This window comes from Gemmatimonadaceae bacterium (assembly GCA_020852815.1).
GTDB lineage: Bacteria > Gemmatimonadota > Gemmatimonadetes > Gemmatimonadales > Gemmatimonadaceae > SCN-70-22.
In genome coordinates, this window is sequence record JADZAN010000039.1 from 141,525 (window position 1) to 161,050 (window position 19,526).

14 protein-coding genes are annotated in these 19,526 nt (G+C 69.3%); 4 read left to right on the forward strand and 10 right to left on the reverse strand.

The window, feature by feature from the left end:
• Positions 1-248 precede the first annotated feature (248 nt).
• Together IT359_19085 and IT359_19090 are read right to left on the reverse strand one after the other, a co-directional pair.
• Positions 249-1,046 (reverse strand): response regulator transcription factor, encoded by a 798-nt coding sequence (locus IT359_19085; protein MCC6931104.1) that lies wholly within the window; start codon positions 1,044-1,046, stop codon positions 249-251.
• Positions 1,043-1,588, reverse strand: coding sequence for an Hpt domain-containing protein (locus tag IT359_19090; GenBank protein ID MCC6931105.1), 546 nt, complete (start codon positions 1,586-1,588; stop codon positions 1,043-1,045). The genes IT359_19085 and IT359_19090 overlap by 4 nt, the downstream gene beginning before the upstream one ends.
• A gap of 254 nt (positions 1,589-1,842) precedes the next feature.
• Here IT359_19090 and IT359_19095 point away from each other — a divergent pair, with 254 nt between their 5' ends.
• Positions 1,843-3,195 carry a UDP-glucose/GDP-mannose dehydrogenase family protein gene (locus IT359_19095; GenBank protein MCC6931106.1) on the forward strand — a complete coding sequence of 451 codons (1,353 nt, stop codon included), beginning with the start codon at positions 1,843-1,845 and terminating at the stop codon, positions 3,193-3,195.
• 21 nt (positions 3,196-3,216) lie between these two features.
• Here the strand turns inward: IT359_19095 and msrA are convergent, their stop codons facing one another.
• A complete protein-coding gene (gene msrA, locus IT359_19100; protein ID MCC6931107.1) occupies positions 3,217-3,759 on the reverse strand; it encodes a peptide-methionine (S)-S-oxide reductase MsrA in 543 nt (180 codons plus the stop codon).
• Positions 3,760-3,913: 154 nt separating this feature from the next.
• On the opposite strand from msrA, the gene IT359_19105 reads away from it, so the two are divergent.
• Positions 3,914-4,618: a thioredoxin domain-containing protein gene (locus IT359_19105; GenBank protein ID MCC6931108.1), complete on the forward strand. Its 705-nt coding sequence runs from the start codon at positions 3,914-3,916 to the stop codon at positions 4,616-4,618.
• 27 nt (positions 4,619-4,645) lie between these two features.
• Here the strand turns inward: IT359_19105 and IT359_19110 are convergent, their stop codons facing one another.
• The 3 genes from IT359_19110 to IT359_19120 form a co-directional block, all read right to left on the reverse strand.
• Positions 4,646-6,856 carry a S9 family peptidase gene (locus IT359_19110; protein MCC6931109.1) on the reverse strand — a complete coding sequence of 737 codons (2,211 nt, stop codon included), beginning with the start codon at positions 6,854-6,856 and terminating at the stop codon, positions 4,646-4,648.
• A gap of 147 nt (positions 6,857-7,003) precedes the next feature.
• A complete protein-coding gene (locus IT359_19115; protein ID MCC6931110.1) occupies positions 7,004-7,639 on the reverse strand; it encodes a TlpA family protein disulfide reductase in 636 nt (211 codons plus the stop codon).
• 132 nt (positions 7,640-7,771) lie between these two features.
• The gene (locus IT359_19120; protein MCC6931111.1) at positions 7,772-8,536 is read right to left on the reverse strand and encodes a hypothetical protein; all 765 of its coding nucleotides are present in this window, start codon (positions 8,534-8,536) and stop codon (positions 7,772-7,774) included.
• A 165-nt stretch (positions 8,537-8,701) separates the two neighbouring features.
• Here IT359_19120 and IT359_19125 point away from each other — a divergent pair, with 165 nt between their 5' ends.
• The gene (locus IT359_19125; protein MCC6931112.1) at positions 8,702-9,733 is read left to right on the forward strand and encodes a hypothetical protein; all 1,032 of its coding nucleotides are present in this window, start codon (positions 8,702-8,704) and stop codon (positions 9,731-9,733) included.
• A gap of 29 nt (positions 9,734-9,762) precedes the next feature.
• Here IT359_19125 and IT359_19130 read toward each other — a convergent pair whose 3' ends face one another.
• Positions 9,763-11,523, reverse strand: a complete 1,761-nt coding sequence (locus IT359_19130) for a hypothetical protein (GenBank protein MCC6931113.1) — start codon at positions 11,521-11,523, stop codon at positions 9,763-9,765.
• A gap of 294 nt (positions 11,524-11,817) precedes the next feature.
• Here IT359_19130 and IT359_19135 point away from each other — a divergent pair, with 294 nt between their 5' ends.
• Entirely contained in the window at positions 11,818-14,115 is a 2,298-nt protein-coding gene (locus tag IT359_19135; GenBank protein MCC6931114.1) for a carbohydrate binding family 9 domain-containing protein, read from the forward strand.
• A 220-nt stretch (positions 14,116-14,335) separates the two neighbouring features.
• Here the strand turns inward: IT359_19135 and IT359_19140 are convergent, their stop codons facing one another.
• From IT359_19140 to IT359_19150, 3 genes are all read right to left on the reverse strand, one after another.
• Complete coding sequence (locus IT359_19140; GenBank protein ID MCC6931115.1) at positions 14,336-17,512, reverse strand: efflux RND transporter permease subunit; 3,177 nt, start codon at positions 17,510-17,512, stop codon at positions 14,336-14,338.
• Positions 17,509-18,678: an efflux RND transporter periplasmic adaptor subunit gene (locus IT359_19145; protein MCC6931116.1), complete on the reverse strand. Its 1,170-nt coding sequence runs from the start codon at positions 18,676-18,678 to the stop codon at positions 17,509-17,511. The genes IT359_19140 and IT359_19145 overlap by 4 nt, the downstream gene beginning before the upstream one ends.
• Positions 18,675-19,526, reverse strand: an 852-nt coding sequence (locus tag IT359_19150) for a TolC family protein (GenBank protein MCC6931117.1), incomplete at its 5' end; no start/stop codon positions are given. The genes IT359_19150 and IT359_19145, both read right to left, overlap by 4 nt.

Consider the following 19,526-nt stretch of genomic DNA (forward strand, 5'->3'; position numbering starts at 1 on the left):
GCCCCAAGAGCCATCGCATTCCAGTCGCCGGTTCAACGCGCGATCGAGCGGTTCTGTTGGGCGCCGGCTCCATGCCTGCATGAGAAGTTCTTCATGCGCGCGATGGACCCCTGCCCCCGCCCGCGATCAGTGACGAACGCGGGGAGACGCGGGTTACATCGGTGAGGTCATGCGGACTGACGGAGCCAGTCGTCCCGATTTGTCCTGTCGAGCGGGGCGGTGAAAAAAACCGCGTCCGCGCCGGATGATTAGAGCGTGTTCAGGCGGGAGAGCAGGGTGTCGCGATACGACGCTCCTACGGGAATCACATCCCGGTCGACGACGATCGTTGCGTCCTCGAGGTCGACGATCCGGTCGACGCGCACGATGTGCGAGCGGTGCACGCGCACGAAGTCGCTGGGCGGGAGACGCTCCTCCATTGTCTTCATCGTCGTGTGCACCATGTAGCGACGCTTGGGGGCGTGGAGGAGGACGTAGTCACCCTTGGCCTCCACCCAATGCACCTCGGCCAGCGGGATGCGCACCAGGCGCCCGTCGATGCGGGCAAAGAGGACGTCGCGCACCTCACCGTCGCCGGCGCGCGACTGCGTGGTGCGGGGGCGTGACGGCGCCGCGAGGTCACCAGGCGTGGCGCAAGCGGCACCCTGCGCGCCTTGCTCCTGGCGGCACTGGCGCACCACGCGTTCTACCGCCTGCAGAAAGCGCGGGTACTGCACCGGCTTGAGGAGATAGTCGGTGACCGAGACGGCGAACGCCTCGACGGCATAGTGCGCCTTGCCCGTCACCAGGATGATTGCCGGGCAGGCGTCGAGCGCGCGCACGAGTTCGAGCCCCGACATCTCCGGCATCTCGACGTCGAGGAAGACGACGTCCGCCTCCCCGGCGCGCAGATGCGGAACCGCCGCCACCGCCGACTCGCACGTGGCCACCAGCTGCAACGCATCGTGCTGGCCGACATAACGGGCCAGGAGGGCGCGCGACACCGGGTCGTCGTCGACCACGAGGGCGCGCAGCACCGCCGGTGGTGACGCGATGGCTCGCGTCATGCCGCGCCCCCGGCACACGAGGCCTGGTATCGCAGGCGCGCGCTGGTGAGCGAGCGCCGCACCGCGTTGCCCTGCATCGACGCCACGTGGATGAGGAAGGCGACCTGCGACAGCGATGCGGACGGCGCCACATCCTCGAGATGCTCCAGCGTCTCGCGCAGCGCATTGGCCCCCACCACCGCGCTCGCCGACTTGAGCTTGTGCGCCGCCGCGTGCAACGCTGGGCGGTCCATATCGGCGCCCGCCGCGCGCACCGCCTCCCACTGCGGCGTCAGGCTCTCCAGGTAGACGTCGATCATCTCGACGGTGAACTCGGGCTGTCCAAGGGTTTGCGCCTCGAGCAGCGTGAAGTCGATCGCACCCTCCTCGGCGACGAGCGAGCCATCCACGCCCCCGCGTGTTCCTTGCGGCGCGGCGACGCCAAGCCCCTGGCACACGACGCGGTTCGCCAGCGCGATGAGGGCGCGCTCATCATCGATGAGCAACGCCTCGTCCAGGCTGGCGATCAGGAGCTGCAAACGGGCGTTGGCCGGTTCGGGCACGGAAGGCGGCGGGTCCGGATGAAGGGGGGCAAAGTCCACGTGGCGCGCGGCGCCTGCAGGCGCCCGCGCGACAAGGCCCCCTCTCTAGTGTCGGCAGGCGGGGCCCGCCGGCGCAGTCGCCGCCCGGCCGGCGCCGCGTTCATCGCCCCCTCAGGCGCGTTCGTCGACCGAACGGGGGTGCTGGTCGAAAGGCGAGGGTGTGCGCGCCGCTGGGCGGCTTCCTTTGGGGAACACGGGACCCTCAGGAGCTCGAAATGAAAGTCGCCATCATTGGTACTGGACATACAGCACTCGTCACCGCCGCGTCGCTGTCCGAAGTTGGGCATTCGGTCACACTCGTCGACACGGATCGCGGTCGCATGGCCCGGCTGCGGGAGGGAATCCTCCCGGTTCGCGAACCGGCGCTCGCCGAGTCGATGCGTCGCAACGCGCAGGAGCTGCGCCTCGAGTTCAGCACGAACCTGTCGGAGGGCATTCGCGGGGCCGAGGTGATCTTCCTCGCCCTGCCGTCGCCGGCGCACAGCGACGGCATGACGGACATGTCGGCGTGGGCCACGATGGCCGGCCGTCTGGCCTCGCTCCTGCGGCCGTACACGGTGGTGGGGGTGGTCGGGACGTTGCGACCGGGGGGGACGCAGCTCATCCGCACCATCCTGGAAGAGGAAGGGCGGCAGTCCGGGCGCGACTTCGACGTCGTCACGCTCCCGTCGATGCACCTGCGTCGTGCCACGCTGCACGAGGCGCTCGCGCCGGAGCGGATCGTCGTGGGGGGCGACACGGAACACGCGCTGCGCGTGCTGCGCACGCTCTACGCCCCCTTCCTGCGGCAGGGGAGCACGCTGGTGACGGTGGACGAGCGCAGCGCCGAAGCGATGCGTTATGCGGCAGCGGCAATGCAGGTGGTGGTGCAGTCGTTCGCACGCGAGGTGGCGGACTTCTGCGAGGAAGGCGGCGCCGACATCGCCGAGGTCCTGCGCGAGCTGTCGTCGGTTGCGGCTGGCGAGTGGCGCTCGCTGGCGCTGGGCTCGGCGGTGTGCGCATCGCCCACCGCCGGCGACCTGCGCGACGCCAGGGCGATGACCGAGCTCTCGATGACGTGGGGGTGCGCACCGCGCGCCGCGGCCGCGGCGCTCGACCAGGTCCCCCGCACCGTGGAGAGCATCCTGCAGCGACTGCGTGGGGCGATCGGCGACACCTTCGATGGGAAGCGCATCGCGATGTGGGGGCTCGCCGGATGGGGCGAGGACGACGGTGACGGCGACTCGCTGGGGCTGCAGGTGGCCCGCTCGCTGCGCTCCGCGGGGGCCAATGTCGTGGTCCATGCCCCGGGACTCGACGAAGGCGTACGCACCGCGTTAGGCAGCATGACGGAGCTTTCGGACTCCTCCATGGCGGCCCTGTCCGGTGCCGATGCCTTGATCGTGCTGTGCGACCTCCCCGCCATTCGCGCCACCGACTTCGCGCGCGCGCGGCGACTCATGGCGCGCCCGGTGGTCGTCGACCCGCTCTGGCTGTGGAACCAGCGCGAGATGCTGGGCGCCGGCATTGCCTACAACACGGCAGCCGCCGCGCTGCGGGACAACGACCGCGACACGCACGCGTCGTAGCGCGCTCCCGCTAGCGCACGCTCACGTGGCAAAGCGCTTGCGGAACTTGGCCAGCTTTGGCGCAATGACGAAGGCACAGTAGGGTTGCTCGGTGTGCTGCCGGAAGTAGTCCCGATGGTAGCCCTCGGCAGGGTAGAACTCGGGGAGCGGGCGTACCTCGGTCACGATCGGCGCAGGGAAGACGTGCTCCGCCGACAGCTCGTCGATGATGGCCCGCGCCTCGCGCGCCTGCTCGTCGTCGTGCGTGAAGATCACCGAGCGGTACTGGGGGCCGATGTCATCCCCTTGCCTGTTCGGCGTGGTCGGGTCGTGGATGGCGAAGAACACCTCCAGCAGCGCCCGATAGCTCACGCGCGCCGGGTCATACGTGAGCTGCACGACCTCGGCGTGGCCCGTGTTCTTGCCGCACACCTGCTCGTACGTCGGGTGCGCGACGTGTCCGCCCGCATACCCGGAGACGATGGACGTGACGCCATCCACCTCCTGGTACACCGCCTCGAGGCACCAGAAGCACCCACCGCCTAACGTTGCCTGCCGTGTCATCCCCTGCACCGTTGCCCTCATGGTTGGGATCCACTGGAATCAACACGGCGGAGCGCCGAATCGCTCCCGCGGCACCGCCCGGCGTCACACCCCACGCGTGAGCGGGGCGCCGCGGGGTGCGCATGCCCACCAGCCCCATGCCGCCGCTGGCACGGTGCGCTAGCTTGTCGGTACCATGACACTCCTCTCTCGTCCCCTTGCCGGGCTCGCCTGGGCGCGCGCCGCCGTTGGCGCCCTTGGCACCATCGTCGCGCTGTCGCTCGCCAGCACGAACGCCGGCGGCCAGATGGTCTCCCGCATGCTGGTCAAGGCCGGGGAACGCACCATCGCGCTGGACGCCGTGGGCTACCAGCGGGGCAACCCCTCGGCCGATGTCTGGGTCGTCGAGTTCGCCGACTTCGGCTGCGGCTACTGCGAGAAGTTCTTCCGCGAGACGCTCCCCGTCTTCGACTCGCTCTACATCAACAAGGGGCGCATCTACTGGAAGTTTGTCCCGTTCACCCTGGGCACCTTCCCCAACTCGGGCCATGCGGCCGAGGCCTCGATCTGTGCCGCCGAGCAGGGGCGCTTCTTCCCGATGCACGACGTGCTCTATGACAAGCGCAAGGAGTGGATGAAGGCGAGCGACGCGCGCGGTCAGATGACTACCTACGCGCAGCGCGCCCGGCTCGACCTCACCAAGTTCGCGGCATGCATGAAGGGGAAGGGCGCTGGCGAGCAACTGGCGCGCAACAACGTCCTGGCCCGCACGCTGATGGTGCGTGGCACGCCGACCTTCTTCATCAACGGTGAAGTGATCCCGGGGGCGCTCCCCACCGACGTCTTCGTGAAGGGGATGGACGCCGTGATCAAGTCATACGGCGGACGGGGCGGGCGCTGACGCGCGCACGAGCGTCGTCGTGCGCGCCTACTGCACCGCCCCCTTGAGCTTGCGGTCGAAGTAGCCGACGATCGCCGCGTTCACGCGCCGCTGGTTGGCGTGACGCATCCAGTGGTGCGTGTCGTCGACGATGATCATCTCCTCGTAGTCGACTCCCTGTGCCGCCAGGCGCCGCGCCAGGTCGACGGTCTGCGAGAAGCGGACGTTGCGGTCGTCGTCGCCGTGGATGAGGAGGACGGGGGACTTCCACGTCTTGACGCTCGACACCGGCGACGACTGCCACGCCACTTCCACCGCCTTGTCGCGATCGTTGGGCTCGAAGCGGTTGGCCCCGCTCATTGCCGCCGCGAGCGCGCTCCCCGCGCCCGAGGTGGAGGCCGACATGTCATGCACGCCGTGCACGTCGACGCCGGCCGCAAACAGGTCGGAGTTGCGGCCGAGTGCCAGCGCCGTGAGGTAACCGCCATACGACCCGCCGTAGATCCCGATCTTCGCCCCGTCCACCTGCGGCAGCGTGCGGAGGTAGAGCGCGGCCGCCTTCACGTCGAGGTACTCGCTGGCCCCGCGGGCGCCGGCATTCGGCGGTTGGTGGAACTCGTAGCCGTAGCCGATGCCGAGCCGGTAGTTGACCGAGAGCACCACGTACCCGCGCGAGGCGAGATACTGGTTCATCGCGTAGGCGTTGGTGTAGTAGTCGGAGTAGTGCCACCCCAGGAGCATCTGTCGCGGCGGTCCGCCGTGCACGTAGACGATTGCCGGGCGGCGCGCCGCCGTGGCGCCACGCGCCGACGTCCCGGCGTCGAACAGTTGCGCGTGCACCAGCACGCCATCCTCGCTCGTGTAGCTGACGGCCTTGGGGGTGATGAGTTGCGCGGCGGGGAAGTCCGCGGGGACGCGATCGGCGGCCAGCGTGCGCGCGCTCCCGCCGCCTAACGGGACAACCGCGGGGAGCGGCGGGCGCTGCGCCGTGGCCCCGACATAGGCCAGCGTGGCGCCGTCACCGAGCACCACGGGGGTCCACTCGAGCCCTGTTCCTGGCGTGACGACGCGCGGCGCCGCCTTGTCCACCGGAACGGCGACCACGTGACGGCGATGGAGGTCATCCGGCGTGCTCCCGGCGTTCGCCGCAAAGACGAGCGTCTTCCCGTCCGGCGAGAGGCGGATGTACTCCGCCATGTAGTTCCCCGGCGTGAGGAGGAGCGGCGCTCCCCCCGACTCGGCAATCGAGTACAGGTGCGGCCATCCGTCCATGTACGAAAGGAAGACGATGCGCCCCCCCGCCGCCCAGTGCAGGTTCGTCCCGCCGTGCGTGTTGGGGACCGAACCGCGCAGCGTGCGCGGTGACGTCCAGAGGAGGCGCGCCTCGCCCGTGGCTGCATCTGCCGTGTAGAGTGCCCACTCCGTGGGGCGCTGCTCGAGCACGTTCTGCGCCGCCCCGCCCGCCCCCGGGCGCCGCACGAAGACGAGGCGCTTGCCGTCCGGCGACCAGCGTGGGCTCCCGTCGCGGTTCGTCGACGGTGACAGGTAGGTGATGGGCGCATCGCTCGCGCGCCAGATCCCGATGAAGGCGTGGTCGCCCCGATTCGAGGTGAAGGCGAGCTGGCTTCCGTCGGGTGACCACTGGGGGTCGCCGTTGTTTCCGCGCGCCGTGAACAGGCGCCGCGCCGGCGCCGAGCCGTCGATTGCCACCGTCCACACCTGGTTCTCGCGCTCGAAGGCCACCACGTCGCCGCGCGGCGACACCACCGGCGAGTCGCCCTCACCTAACGACTTGGGCTCCCCTCCCTCGAACGGGACGCTCCACAGTTGCACGCGCACCGGCTGCGGCATGCCGAGCGGGTTGACCGGGAGGATGTCGTCGAAGTTGGAGCCGTGGTCGCCGCCGCGGACGTAGACAACGGTGCGGCCATCGGCCGTCAGCTGCACCGACGTGAGTTCCTGCCCGTCGTCGCTGGTGTAGTTCGTGAGGCGCCGCGCCACGAAGTCGGGACCCTCGGCGACGTACAGGTTGCGGACCCCATCCTCGTTGAACGCCCACACGATGCGGTTCGCCCGCGCCGCCGCCGTGAGCTCCGAGGGGAAGGGATAGCGCGTGAGCTGGTCGAGCGTGAACGACGACGCCGCCGGGGCGGGGCGCTGCGCCTGGGCGGCGCGCGGCGCGGCCGCGGCGAGCGAGAATGACGCAAGCGCGGCGAGCGCGGCGTGGGGGAGGAGGCCGGCAGGGACTGGGCAGCGCATGGGGGCAGAAGCGGAGGGTGGGGGACCTTCCTGCTACGGTGCAGCGTCGACGGACGTTGCGATAGGCGTCACGACCGAAGGCATCGCCCCCGCGTGCATCGCCCCCGCGAGCCCGACCCCTGCACGCCAAGGCGTGTCGACCAACCCCTATGGCGCGTTAGGCGGCGCCTCGTCCAGGAGGCGGCGAACCGCGAGTTCCAGCGAGGCGGGAGCCAGCGGGCCGATCACCGCGTGCCGCACGACGCCATCGCGCCCCAGGAGGAACGACGTCGGGTAGCCGCGCACTCCCCCGAACGCCCCCTCCTCCCGCGCCCCCACCACCGCCACCGGGTACGTGACCCCGCGCGAGCGCACGTAATCGCGCACCACCTGGTCCCCCGCGCGATCGACGCTGAATCCCAACAGGACGAACCCTCGGTCGCGATGCCGCTGGTACATCTGCTCCAGGAGCGGCATCTCGACGCGACAGGGTCCGCACCACGTCGCCCAGAAGTTCACCAGCACCACCTTGCCGCGCAGCGAGGCGTCGCTCACCGGTTGGCCATCGATCGTCGTCGCGGCAAATGCGGGGTGGCGGCTCTCACCCGATCGCACGCCAACAACGGCGCCAAGGTGCGGGATGAGGCGCGGCAGTGCCCACACCAGGACGACGGCCGTGACAACGTTCCAGGGAGACAACCAGCGTCGCCACGCCGGGCGCGGCGCAGCCGGAGCAGGCGGAGCAGGCGCAGCCGGCGGCACGGACGGAGCGGCTGGCGGATCGGGGGCGGCGCGATCGGACATGGTGCCTAGCATATCACGCACGTCCGAAAAACGTTCGGGGCCACCCGATGATTCGAGTGGCCCCGATCCAACGCTCTTGCTTGAACCGCCCTGCGGGCCGGCACGCGCCCCCGGGCGCTGCCGCCGTGTGGCCTACCGAGCCGGAATGTCGGCGCGGTCCATGGTGGCCTCACCCTCGCCTTCCTCACCCGTTGGACGACGCGGCTGCGGCGCGTTCCGGAAACCGCGCGGCGCGGCCCCGTCGCGGAAACGCATCCCGCCTGGCGTGCCCAAGCCACCACCCATCCCCCGCCCCATTCCCCGCCCCGGGCCAAAGGCGCGACCACCCTGCGGCGCATCGGCGAGGTTCTTGTCCAGGATCTTCTGCTGATCCGGGGTCAGGACGCTCCGCAGTTCCTCGACCGGCGAGCGCTTCGAGCGCAGCGAGTCGAGCCGGCTTCGGGCCGCGGTCAGGCGCGCGGTGGCCACGTCGAGCGCCTTCTGGTCACCGTTCAGGCGCGCCAGCTGCTGGTCGGTCCCCGCCGACAGCATCTCGAGCCGCAGCGGCTTGGCCTCGAGCAGCTTCCTGGCCTGCGACGCTCGCAGCGACTTTTCCTGCTCGACGGAGAGCGTGATCCCGCGAAGCAGGGCGCGCGGCCCCGGTCCCCTCTCGCCCACACGCATCGCCGGCGCCCTCATGCCCGGGGCACCCGGTTGGGCGAAATTGCGACGCATGGGAATGCGCGCGCGCATGCCCCTCCCCTCCCCCAAGGCGCGCCCCGGTCCCACACGCGCGCGCGGCGGTTGGGTCGAGTCGGTGGTTTGCGCGACGGCGATCTGGGTCGCGGCAGCGGTCAGGGCGACGGCGAGCACCATTGCTCGCGAGAGCGCCGGAACCTGGCGTGTGACTGACTTCATATTTCCTCCGAATGCGATCGCGAGCGCCCACGGCGCGTCGGCGATAGGGTGTGTCGTGAACCTCGGTCTGTTTGATGGCACAAGTGGCGCAACGTTAAGTCGCCGGGAGCGCCCATTCATCGCGGAGCATTGACACCGCGGCTGTCGCCGGCGCACGCTGCGAAGATGCGCGCGCTGCATCCCCGCCTGCTCGCCTTTGCCCTCCTCCTGCACGCACTCGCCCATGCGGGTGCCGGCATGTGGGCGGCCGCGCGTGCCACGGCGTGGATCGTCACCCCGGTGTGGCTCGTCTCGATGGTTGGCTTTCTCGCCGCCGCGTTTGCCCTTTTTGGCATCGAGCGACTGCGCGAGCGCGCGCTCGGCATCACGATGGCCGCCACGATCGCCTCGGCCATCCTGTTGCGCCTGGCGGGGATCGGGCTGTGGTCGTTCGTCGGCCTGGCGATCGGCATCGCGTTCTGCGCACTGGTGCATCGCTGGGCGCGCTGCGCGCACCCGGAGATACACACCCCCACCTTCACCACTGCAGAGCACGCGGCCATCCCCGAGCGCGCACCGTGGCGGCACCGCCTTGGGGGGACGCTCGCCGCTGCGATGCTCGGCGTCACGGCGCTGCTGATCGTGCTCCGCCCCTGGCACATGGCATGGGGGACGAGCGCCGCGGAGCGCGCAGCGGCAATTGACGGGTTGTCAACCGTGGAACCGGCGATGTATCGCGTGGACCACGGCGTCACGATTCACGCCCCGGCGACCGTCACATGGCAATGGCTGTCGCAGGTGGGGCAGGACCGCGCCGGCTTCTACAGCTACGCCTGGTTGGAGCGCGCGCTGGGCGACGACATCCGCAACGCCGACTCGCTGGTCGCGGCGTGGCAGGAGCGCGCCGTGGGCGAGCTGGTACGCGCGGCACAACCCGACTTTCTCGGTGGCCGGGTGGGGCGCGACCTCGGGTGGCGCATCACGCACTGGGACCCGCCGCGCGCCATGACGCTGGAGCACTGGGGGAGCTTCGTGGTGAGCGCCGTCGACGACTCGACGAGCCGCCTCGTGGTGCACACGCGCGGCCCCGGACGGCCGTCGTTAGGCGCCGTGCCGCTGGCCGCGCTGGGATTCTACCTGTTCGAGCCCGCGCACTTCATCATGGAGCGCGGGATGCTGCGCGGCATCAAGGCACGCGCCGAGCGACACCGGCGGTAGCGCGGGGGCGGTGCGTTCCCCCCGCCCTGTCAGTACCGCCAGCTGTGTATGTCCGCCCCCGGCGGCGCGGTGCGCAGGATCCGCTCCACCGCCCACGGCAGCACCATCTGCGTGTAGCGCAGGCGCGAGTAGGCGTTGGCGCGCGTGTGGTCACCGTTCCAGCAGTGCTCGGCGCGATCGCCGTAGTCCACCACCGCCTCTGCCTCGGGCTTCGACTTGAGGAACTTCTCGACCTCGTAGACGCCGTTGTTGAGGTAGTAGTTGTCCATGTCGCCCACGAAGATCCTCAGCTTCCCCTTGAGCTTGGGGCCGAGCGTTGCCCAGTCGCGCTGGAGGATCCAGGAGAGGTCGTAGTGCTCCTTCCAGTAGGCGGCGGTGACGGGATCGATCTTCCCGGTGAGCTTGTCCCAGATGCGGCGCGGGTAGCCGTCACTCCCCACCGGTGAATACACGCTCTCCCAGACGTCCCACTGGTCGCCGGACCGGCCGTGCGTCCCGGCGAGGTACTCGTACTCGTTGGCTTCCTGCAGCGTCACCGTGACGTGCCCCAGGTAGTTGCGCAGGCCGGGGCGCGGGGTGCGCTTCCAGCGCGACGGGTAGAAGTACGCGTTGGTATCGCTGTAGACGTTGACGACGGTGAAGTGGCGGAAGTCGATCGGGTCCGGGCAGGCGATCCACGCGCCGTTGTACTCCTCGGGATAGAACATCTGCACGGCCATCGACTCCCATCCGCCGGTCGATCCGCCGAAGGTGAAGCGCGCCCAGCCGGCACCTAACCCGCGAAAGCGTTTCTCGATCTCGGGGAGGAGTTCATACTGGATGGCGTCGCCGTAGGGACCGTTGTTGGCCGAGTTGACGGCGTAGGAGTCGTCGTAGAAGGGGGTGGGGTGCTGGATTTGCACGAGGAGGAAGCGCGGGAAGCCCGGTCCCGTCCAGTCCTTGAAGAGTTGGTACGAGTAGTCCTGCACCACGCGGTTGTAGCCGGCGAGGGAGAATCGCTCGCTGTAATCGGGCTTGAGGTCGGGATCGGGGGGTGACTCGCGCCAGTTGTCGGGGACCGTGGAGAAGTGGCCATGGTTGATGGCCAGCGGATAGCGCGAGTTGGGGTGTGAGTCGAAGCCCTCGGGGAGGGTGACGAAGGCGGCGACGTACATGTCGCGCCCCCAAAAGCGCGACAGCCGCTCGCTGCGGATGCGCACGTGCTTGACGTACGGTGTCTCCTGGAAGGGAGGCACCGGCGGGATGACCTGGTCGATCGTCAGGCGCACATCGCCGCCGGCAGGGGGATCGATGGTCACCGAGCGCACCGCGGAGTACAGGTTGCCCGGCTTGGTGCTCCAGTGCTGCCCTTCGCCCTGGTCCGGGGGGAGCGAGACGGTGTGGCCATCGCCGCGGAGAAAGGTCTCGTAGCGGTTGAGGATGGCTTGCACGCGATACGTGCCCCTGGGGAGCGCGCCTAACGACCTGACGGGGAAGCCGAAGGCCGTCGCGTCGATCGTGCGGACCTCGCCGGGCTTCCACCCGGTGACATCGACGGCAAAGGCCGGCTGCGCCCCGGCGTGGGACCCCACCTGGAAGCGCGGCTCGGCGCCGGAGTCGACGGAGAAGACGACGAGGAGGCGACCGTCGAGCCCAGTCGCGCCCGCGGGGAGCCCGTTGGGAATCGTGCGCGGGAGCGCGATCGAGATGCGCAGGCGCGACGCTGGCTGCGCCGAGGCGAGCGACGCGGCGAGAAGGAGGAGCGCGACCGCCACCATGCGGGCGGCCAGCGAGCGGGAGGCGACGAACATCGGGATCCTCGGACGGTGCGGGCGCTGGCAACGTGCACCGCGCCGGCGAACGCGTCAAATCGTCGGCGACGAATACCGCACGAGGCGCGACTTCCATCTGACGGCCCATGGCGACAGCTTGGCACCGCCCGGGCAAATGCCGTCCGCGCCGCACGGGATCCCGCAAGCACGCTGGTCGCGCAAGGCATCACCACATCGATGGTTTGTGGTCCCGGGCGCTCAGCATCACGCCCTGCCATCGCGTAAAGTCGGGAATACTCAGTCCTCTTCTCTCGCTTCGTCTTCTCAATGCACTTGCCCTTTCGAACGCTCGGTGCGCGCGTTGCCCCGGGCGCTGCCTGTCGCCGTGTGTGGCTCGCCGCGTCGCTCGCCTGCCTGGCGTCCATCGCCACCACGCTGGCCGCGCAGGAAGTGACAACGCCGAGCGGGAATCGCGCCCTGCGCGCCCCTCGAGCCGGGCAGGCGCACCTCATCACCAAGGCACCGGTCGTCGACGGGCGACTCGACGAAGAGCAGTGGCGTGAGGGAGAACCGTTCCGCGGTTTCGTGCAACGCGAGCAGAGCGAGGGGGCGCCGGCGAGCGAGCGCACCGAAGTCCGCATCCTCACCGATGGCGAAGCGCTCTACATCGGCGCGTGGCTGTACGACCGTGAGCCGGGCGCCATCGTCCCCGGCGAGAAGGTGCGCGACGTGACGCTGACCAACAGCGACTACATCGCGATCACCTTCGATACTTACCACGATCGGCAGAACGGCTTCCTCTTCGCGACGACACCGGCCGGCGTTGAATACGACGGGCAGATCATCCGCGAGGGCGAAGGCGGGGGCGTCACCCAAACGGGGCAGACTCGTGCGCAGTCGGGCTCGATGGGTGGCTTCAACCTCAACTGGGACGGAAGCTGGAAGGTGGCCACCTCCAGCGATTCGCTGGGGTGGTACGCCGAGTTTCGCATCCCGTTCTCCACGCTGCGCTATGGCGGCGCGGCGATGCAGACGTGGGGGCTCAACATCGCGCGCATGATCCGGCGCAAGAACGAGGAGTCGTTCTGGTCGTTCATCCCGCGGCAGTTCAACCTGTACCGCATGTCGCTGGCGGGGACGCTCGAGGGGTTGAGTGTTCCGGTGCGCCGCGTGGCGACGGCGACGCCGTACCTGCTCACGTCGGCCTCGCGCGATTACGAGACGCAGCTGAAAGCCAAGTATCCCACGGAGTGGGGGGTGGATTTCAAGTACGGGCTCACGCCGAGCCTGACGCTCGACCTCACGTACAACACCGACTTCGCGCAGGTGGAGGTGGACGAGCAGCGCACGAACCTCACGCGCTTCCCGCTCTTCTTCCCCGAGAAGCGTCCCTTCTTCCTGGAGAATGCGGGGGTCTTTTCGGCGGGGACGCCGCAGGCGGTCGACCTGTTCTTCAGCCGGCGCATCGGGATCGACAACGGGACGCCGGTCCCGATCATCGGCGGCGGGCGCCTCACGGGGCGCGTGGGGAGCACGACGGTCGGCGCGATGCAGATCTTCACCGACGACGCCCCGGGGGGGACGCTGGCCGGCCAGTCGTACACGGTGCTGCGCGCGCTGCGCGAGGTGTCGCGCCGCTCGCGCATTGGCGTGATGGGCGTGCAGCGCATGACCACCGACAGCTCCGGCAGCTACAACCGGACCTTTGCGGTGGACGGGCGCGTGGGACTCGGCGACGCGTGGACCATCGACTGGTGGGGGGCGACGACCCAGACCCCCAACCGCAGCGGTGACGAACTGGGCTACAGCGCGCGCGCGGCGTACACCACACGCGACTGGAACAACAGTGTGCGCTTCCTGCAGATCGGCGAGGACTTCAATCCCGAGGTCGGGTTCCTGAGCCGCCCGGCCGGTTACCGCTTCTACGACGTCAACTTCATGCGCTACGTGCGCAAGACGGAGTGGGCGTCGTGGTTCCGGCAGTGGAACCCGCACGTGAACTACCGCGGCTACTACGGGCTGGACGACTTCTATCAGAGCGGGCAGTTCCACCTCGACTTCACGGAGATCGAGTTCTCGAGTGGCGCCCGCTTCGGCCCCGAGGTCAACGTCTTCCACGAGGGACTGCAGCGGCCCTTCGAGATCAACCCGGGAGACTCGCTCGGCATCGGGGGCTATGACTGGGTGCAGCTCGGCCTCGATTGGCAGACCAACCCGAGCGCGAATCTCTCGATGATCGTGCGCGGCGACTTCGGGCAGTTCTACACCGGGACGCGCAATGGCGGGACGGTGACGATCACCGCGCGGAGCGGGCCGAACATCTCGTCGTCGCTCCTGCTCGACTACCAGGACGTCCGGTTGCCCGACTTCAGCTTCACCCGGTCGCTCGTGGGGCTCAAGGCCGCGTACTTCTTCACGCCGCGCATCTTCATCCAGTCGCTGACACAGTTCAACAACCAGCAGAAGATCTGGACCGCGAACGCGCGCTTCGGTTGGCTCAACACCGCCGGCACCGGGCTGTTTGTCGTCTTCAACGACGGCGAGGTGGCCAACTCGTTCTTCAGCTGGGAGCGGCCGCGCTCGCGGTCGCTGGTGGTGAAGTACACGAAGCAGTTCGGGACGGGAACCTAAGGGCGAGACGGGAGACGGGAGTGCGCGCGGCGAAGCCGCGCGCGGTGCGTGTCAGGCGGCTGGGAGCTTCCCCGGGTGAGACGGACGGGAGGAGCGTTGGGCGGCGCGCACGGCGCGCCGCTCGAAGCTTGCACCCACCCACCTGTGGTACGACCTCACCTCGCAGATACAACGCAAACGGCGCCTCTTGGCGCCGTTTGCACTCCCGTCTCCCGTCCCCTCACGTAACCCTCGGCGCCACCACCGACGCCGCCGCCGACTGCCCGCCTCCCGCGCGAAGCACCGGCGGTTCCGCCGCCACGCCCTCCTCCACCGGCTCGTCGCGCCGCCGCGTGCGCTTCATGAAGTCGTCGAAGTACGTGTAGATGACCGGCGTCACGTACAGGGTCACCAGCTGCGAGAAGGCCAACCCGCCTACCACCGCGATCCCCAGCGGGCGCCGCGACTCGGCGCCGGCACCAGCGCCTAACGCGATGGGCAGCGTCCCCACCAGCGCGGCCATCGTCGTCATGCTGATGGGACGGAAGCGCACCATGCACGCCTCGAAGATCGCCTCGAAGGCGTTCTTCCCGCCCGAGCGCTCGGCCTCCTGCGCAAAGTCGATCATCATGATCGCGTTCTTCTTCACCAACCCCACCAGGAGGATCACCCCCACCCACGCGTAGACGCTCAGCTCCGTCCCGGTGAGGAGCAGGGCGAGGAAGGCGCCGAAGGCCGCGAACGGAATGCCGGAGAGGATCGTGATGGGGTGGATGAACGACTCGTACAGGATCCCGAGCACCACGTAGATCACGAAGATCGCGACCAGGAAGAGCATCCCCAGCCCGCGCTGCGTGTCCTGGAACGCCTGCGCCGCACCGGCGAAGCCGGTGCTGACCCCCTCGGGGAGGAGTTCGCGCGCCGCCCCCTCCACCTCGTTCACCGCCTCACCTAACGACGCCCCTTCGCGCAGGTTGAACGAGAGCGTGACCGACGGGATCTGCCCCGTGTGGTTCACCAGCTGGGGGCCGATCGTCCGGTCGGCGCGCGCCACGGTGGAGAGCGGCACGAGCACGCCACTGCGCGACCGCACGTACAGCAGGTCGAGCGCGCTCAGGTCGCTCTGGAACTCCGGGAGGAGCTCCATGATCACCCAGTACTGGTTGTTCGGCGTGTAGATCGTCGAGACCTGCCGCGACCCGTACGCGTTGTACAGCGCCTGCTCGATCTGCTCCGCACTCACGCCCAGTCGTGAGGCATGGTCGCGGTCGAGGGTGATGGTCGCCTGCGGGTTGCGGATCTGCAGGTCGGTGGAGATGTCGGTGAGGGCGGGGAGCGTGCGCAGCCTGGCTTCCATGGCCTGCGCCGCCGGATAGAGCACGTCGAGGTCGGCCCCCTGCAGCGTGTACTGGTACAGCGCCTTGGCGGTGCGCCCGCCAAGCTGGATGATCGGGGTGTTCTGCCAGTACACGGAGATGCCGGGGATGTCAGCCGTCTCCTTGGCGAGGATGCGCACCATCTCGTCGGCGCTCGGACGTTCACCGCGCGGCTTGAGGCGCACGGTGAGGCGCCCCTGGTTCGGCAACCCGGTCGAGTTGCCCGACCCCGTCCCGATGTTCGACAGCACCGCATCGACGTACTGGTTCTTGCGCACGCGATCGGCGGCGAGCTTCTGGTGCGCGACCATGTCGGTGAACGACGTCCCCTGCGCCGTCTCGGTCGACGCACGAATGCGCCCGGTGTCCTCGCTGGGGATGAATCCCTTCGGGACCATCTGGAAGAGAACGACCGTCGCAATGAGCGTGACGAGCGAGAAGGCCATCACCGAGCGGCGATGTCCCATCGCCCAGCGCAGCGTGCGCTCGTAGAAGTGCAGCACCGCTTCGTAGCCACGCTCGAAGGCGTCGAAGATCGGGTTGTGGAGTTCCTGCTCGCCGTGGTGCCCCCCCTTGAGGAAGCGGGCACAGAGCATCGGCGTGAGCGTGAGCGAGACGAACCCCGACACGAGGATGGCCGCCGCGATCGTCACCGCAAACTCGTGGAAGAGTCGCCCGACGATCCCGCTCATGAACAGCAGCGGGATGAAGACCGCGGTGAGCGAGATCGTCATCGACAGGATCGTGAAGCCGATCTCCTTGGCGCCATCGAGCGCCGCCTGCATCGGCTTCTTTCCCATCTCGATGTGCCGGACGATGTTCTCCAGCATCACGATGGCGTCGTCGACCACGAAGCCCACCGCCAGGGTGAGCGCCATCAGCGAGAGGTTGTCGAGGCTGTATTTCAACGACCACATCACCGCGAACGTCCCGACCAGCGACATCGGCAGGGCCAGCGACGGGATGACGGTCGCCGGCACGTTGCGCAGGAAGAGGAAGATCACCATCACGACGAGCGCGAGCGTCAGCACCAGCGTGAACTTCACGTCGGCCACCGACTCGCGAATCCCCTCGGAGCGATCGAAGAAGGTCTCGATCTCCACCGACTCCGGCATCTGCGCGCGCAGCGTGGGGAGGAGCGCATGCACCGCCTCGGCCACCTGCACGGTGTTGGTCCCCGGCTGCTTCTGCACGGCCAGCGTGACGGAACGCGTGTCGTTGAACCAGGCGGCCACGCGGTTGTTCTGGACGTCGTCCTTCACGCGCCCCACGTCGCGCAGCCGCACCGGGTTCCCGTTGCGATAGGCGACGACCAGTTCGGCGAACTGCGCCGCGTTCTCCAGCTGCCCGTCGGCTCTCACGGTGTAGGCCTTGTTGGGCCCCCAGAGCACGCCGGTGGGGAGGTTCACGTTCCCCTGCGACACGGCACTCGCCACCTCGTCGATCCCGATCCCGCGTGAGGCCAGGGCGCGCGGGTCGAGCTGGATGCGCGCCGCGTACTTCTGCGTCCCGAAGATCGACACCTGCGCCACGCCGCTGATGGTCGAGATGCGCTGCCCCAGCACCGTCTGCCCGTACTCGTCCAGCGCCGACAGCGGCAACGACTTCGAGCGCAGGTTGAGGTAGAGGAACGGCTCGTCGGCGGGGTTGGTCTTCTGTAGCGACGGCGGGACGATCCCCGGCGGAAGCTCCCGCAGCGTCTTGGAGATCGCCGCCTGGACGTCCTGCGCCGCCGCGTCGATGCTGCGATCGAGGGTGAACTGGATGGTGATGCTCGTGGCCCCTAACGAGCTGGAGCTCACCATGTTGTCGATCCCGGCAATCGTCGTGAACTGCTTTTCCAGCGGCGTCGCCACCGCGGAGGCCATCGTCTCCGGGCTGGCGCCGGGGAGCGACGCCGTGACGGTGAGTGTGGGGTAGTCGACGTTCGGGAGGTCGCTCACCGCCAGCTGCCGATACGCCATCGTCCCGAACGCGAGAATCGCGATCATGACCAGCGTGGTCATGACCGGACGGCGAATGAAGAGCGCGGTGAAGTTCATGGGGTCCCGCCCTGCCTGGCGGGAGCGGCGGTGGCCGCCCCCCCAGCCTCCTTGATGCTCACCTTGGAACCCGGCGCCAGCTTCCCCTGCCCATCGGTCACCACGCGCTCGCCGGCGTCGAGCCCCCGCTCGATGACGGTCTGGTTACCCACCTGACGGCCGGCGACGACCGGCTTCATCACCGCCGCCCCCTTCGCATCGACGGTGAAGACGAAGGTCCCGTCCTGTCCCGCCTGCACCGCCTGGCTCGGGACCAGCACCGCGCTCGAATCGCTGAACAGCTCCAGCTCCACTCGCACGAACTGCCCGGGCCACAACCGCCGGTCGTCGTTGGCGAAGCGCCCCTTGAGCGTGACGGTGCCCGTGGTCGTGTCGACCCCGTTGTCCACGAAGCTCAGCTGCCCGACGATCGGCTGCGAATCGTTGGCCGAATGGAGGGCACGCACCGGGAGTGCCCCCTGCCCCGCATACCGTTGCACCTGTGGAAACTCGCGCTCCGGCACCGAGAAGCGCACCAGGATGGGGCGGATCTGGTTGATCACCACCAGCGGCGGGACCGCCCCGGGGCGCACCAGGTTGCCGGCGCGCACGAGCAAGCTCCCCGTCTTGCCAGCGATGGGGGCGCGAATCGTCGCGTTGTCGAGGTTGAAGCGGGCGTTGGCGACCGCGGCGCGATCGGCATCGACCACGGCGGCGAGCGCCGTGGCGTTGGCCGCCGACTGGTCGGCCTGCGCGCGCGTGACGTAGTCCTTCTGCACCAACGCGGCAAAACGCGCCGAATCGCGCTTCGCATTCTCCGCCTGTGCCACGTCGCGCGCCAACACCGCCTCGGCCTGCCGCAGCGCCGCCTCATACGGGCGCCGGTCGATGGTGAAGAGCAGCTGCCCCTCCTGCACCTCGTCTCCTTCGCGAAAATGAACCGCGAGCAGGACGCCCCCCACCTGCGACTGCAGCGCCACCGACTGCTGCGGCTCGACCAGCCCGTTCGCCGTCACGACATACGGCGCCGCGCCACGCGCCGACGTCGCCACCGTGACCGCCACGGGCGGCCGGGTGGGTGCCGCGGGCTTCTTGCAGCCGACGGCCACCAGGGCCGCACTCGCGAGCAGCAGCGTCGCGGCCCGGGAACGAACGACCGCAGGCGCGAGGGAAACGAACCACGTCATCGAGGCAATCCAGCGGTAGAGTCGGGAGAAACGCGAGGGGCCATGGCCCCCGCCGGAGTGAGCGCTCCCGCATCGCGGGCGAGCTGTGCGAGCACCGAATACCAGGTCCAGCGCGCCGTGACCGATTGCGCCCGCGCATCGGCGAGCGCCCCCTGCGCCGTCAGCACGTCGAGCATGCTCCCCACCCCCTCCGCATACCGCCCGCGCGCCACCTGCTCGGACTGCGTGGCACTCGCCAGCAGGTTGGCCGAGGTGGTGACGCGCTGCGCTGCCGTGCGCAGCGCATGGTAGGAAGTGAAGACCTGCGCCGCCGCCTGCAGCCGCGCCTGCTCGGCACGGGCCAGTGCGGCGGCCGCGTTCTCGCGGGCGACGACCACGTCGTACTGCCGCGCGAGCCCGCTGAAGATCGGGATCTGCACCCCGAACGACAGCGCATAGGTCTGCCCCTCGAGGGCGGGCGCGTTGGAGAAGTTGCGCCCGGCCGAGCTTCCCATGGTCAGGCTGGGGAGCGTCGCGGATCGGGCGACCTGCACCTGCGCTTCCCCCTGTCGCGCCAGCGCCCGCGCGGCCGCCAGGTCGGGACGGTCTCGTTCGGCACGGGCGATCAACGAATCGACGCTCTCGCCGAGCTCGCGCAGCGGGAGTGGGGTGGTGTCGATGGCGACCTCGAAGGGACGGTTGGCCTCGAGCCCCATCGCCAGCGCGAGCGTCGCGCGCGCCCCCTGCAGCGCCCCGTCGGCCCCCTGCTGCGCCAGCTCGGCCTGCGCCAGCGCCGTCCGCGCCTGCAGCACGTCGGCGATCGTGGCCAGCCCCACCTCGTGGCGGCGATCGGCCGCCGCGAGGTTCTC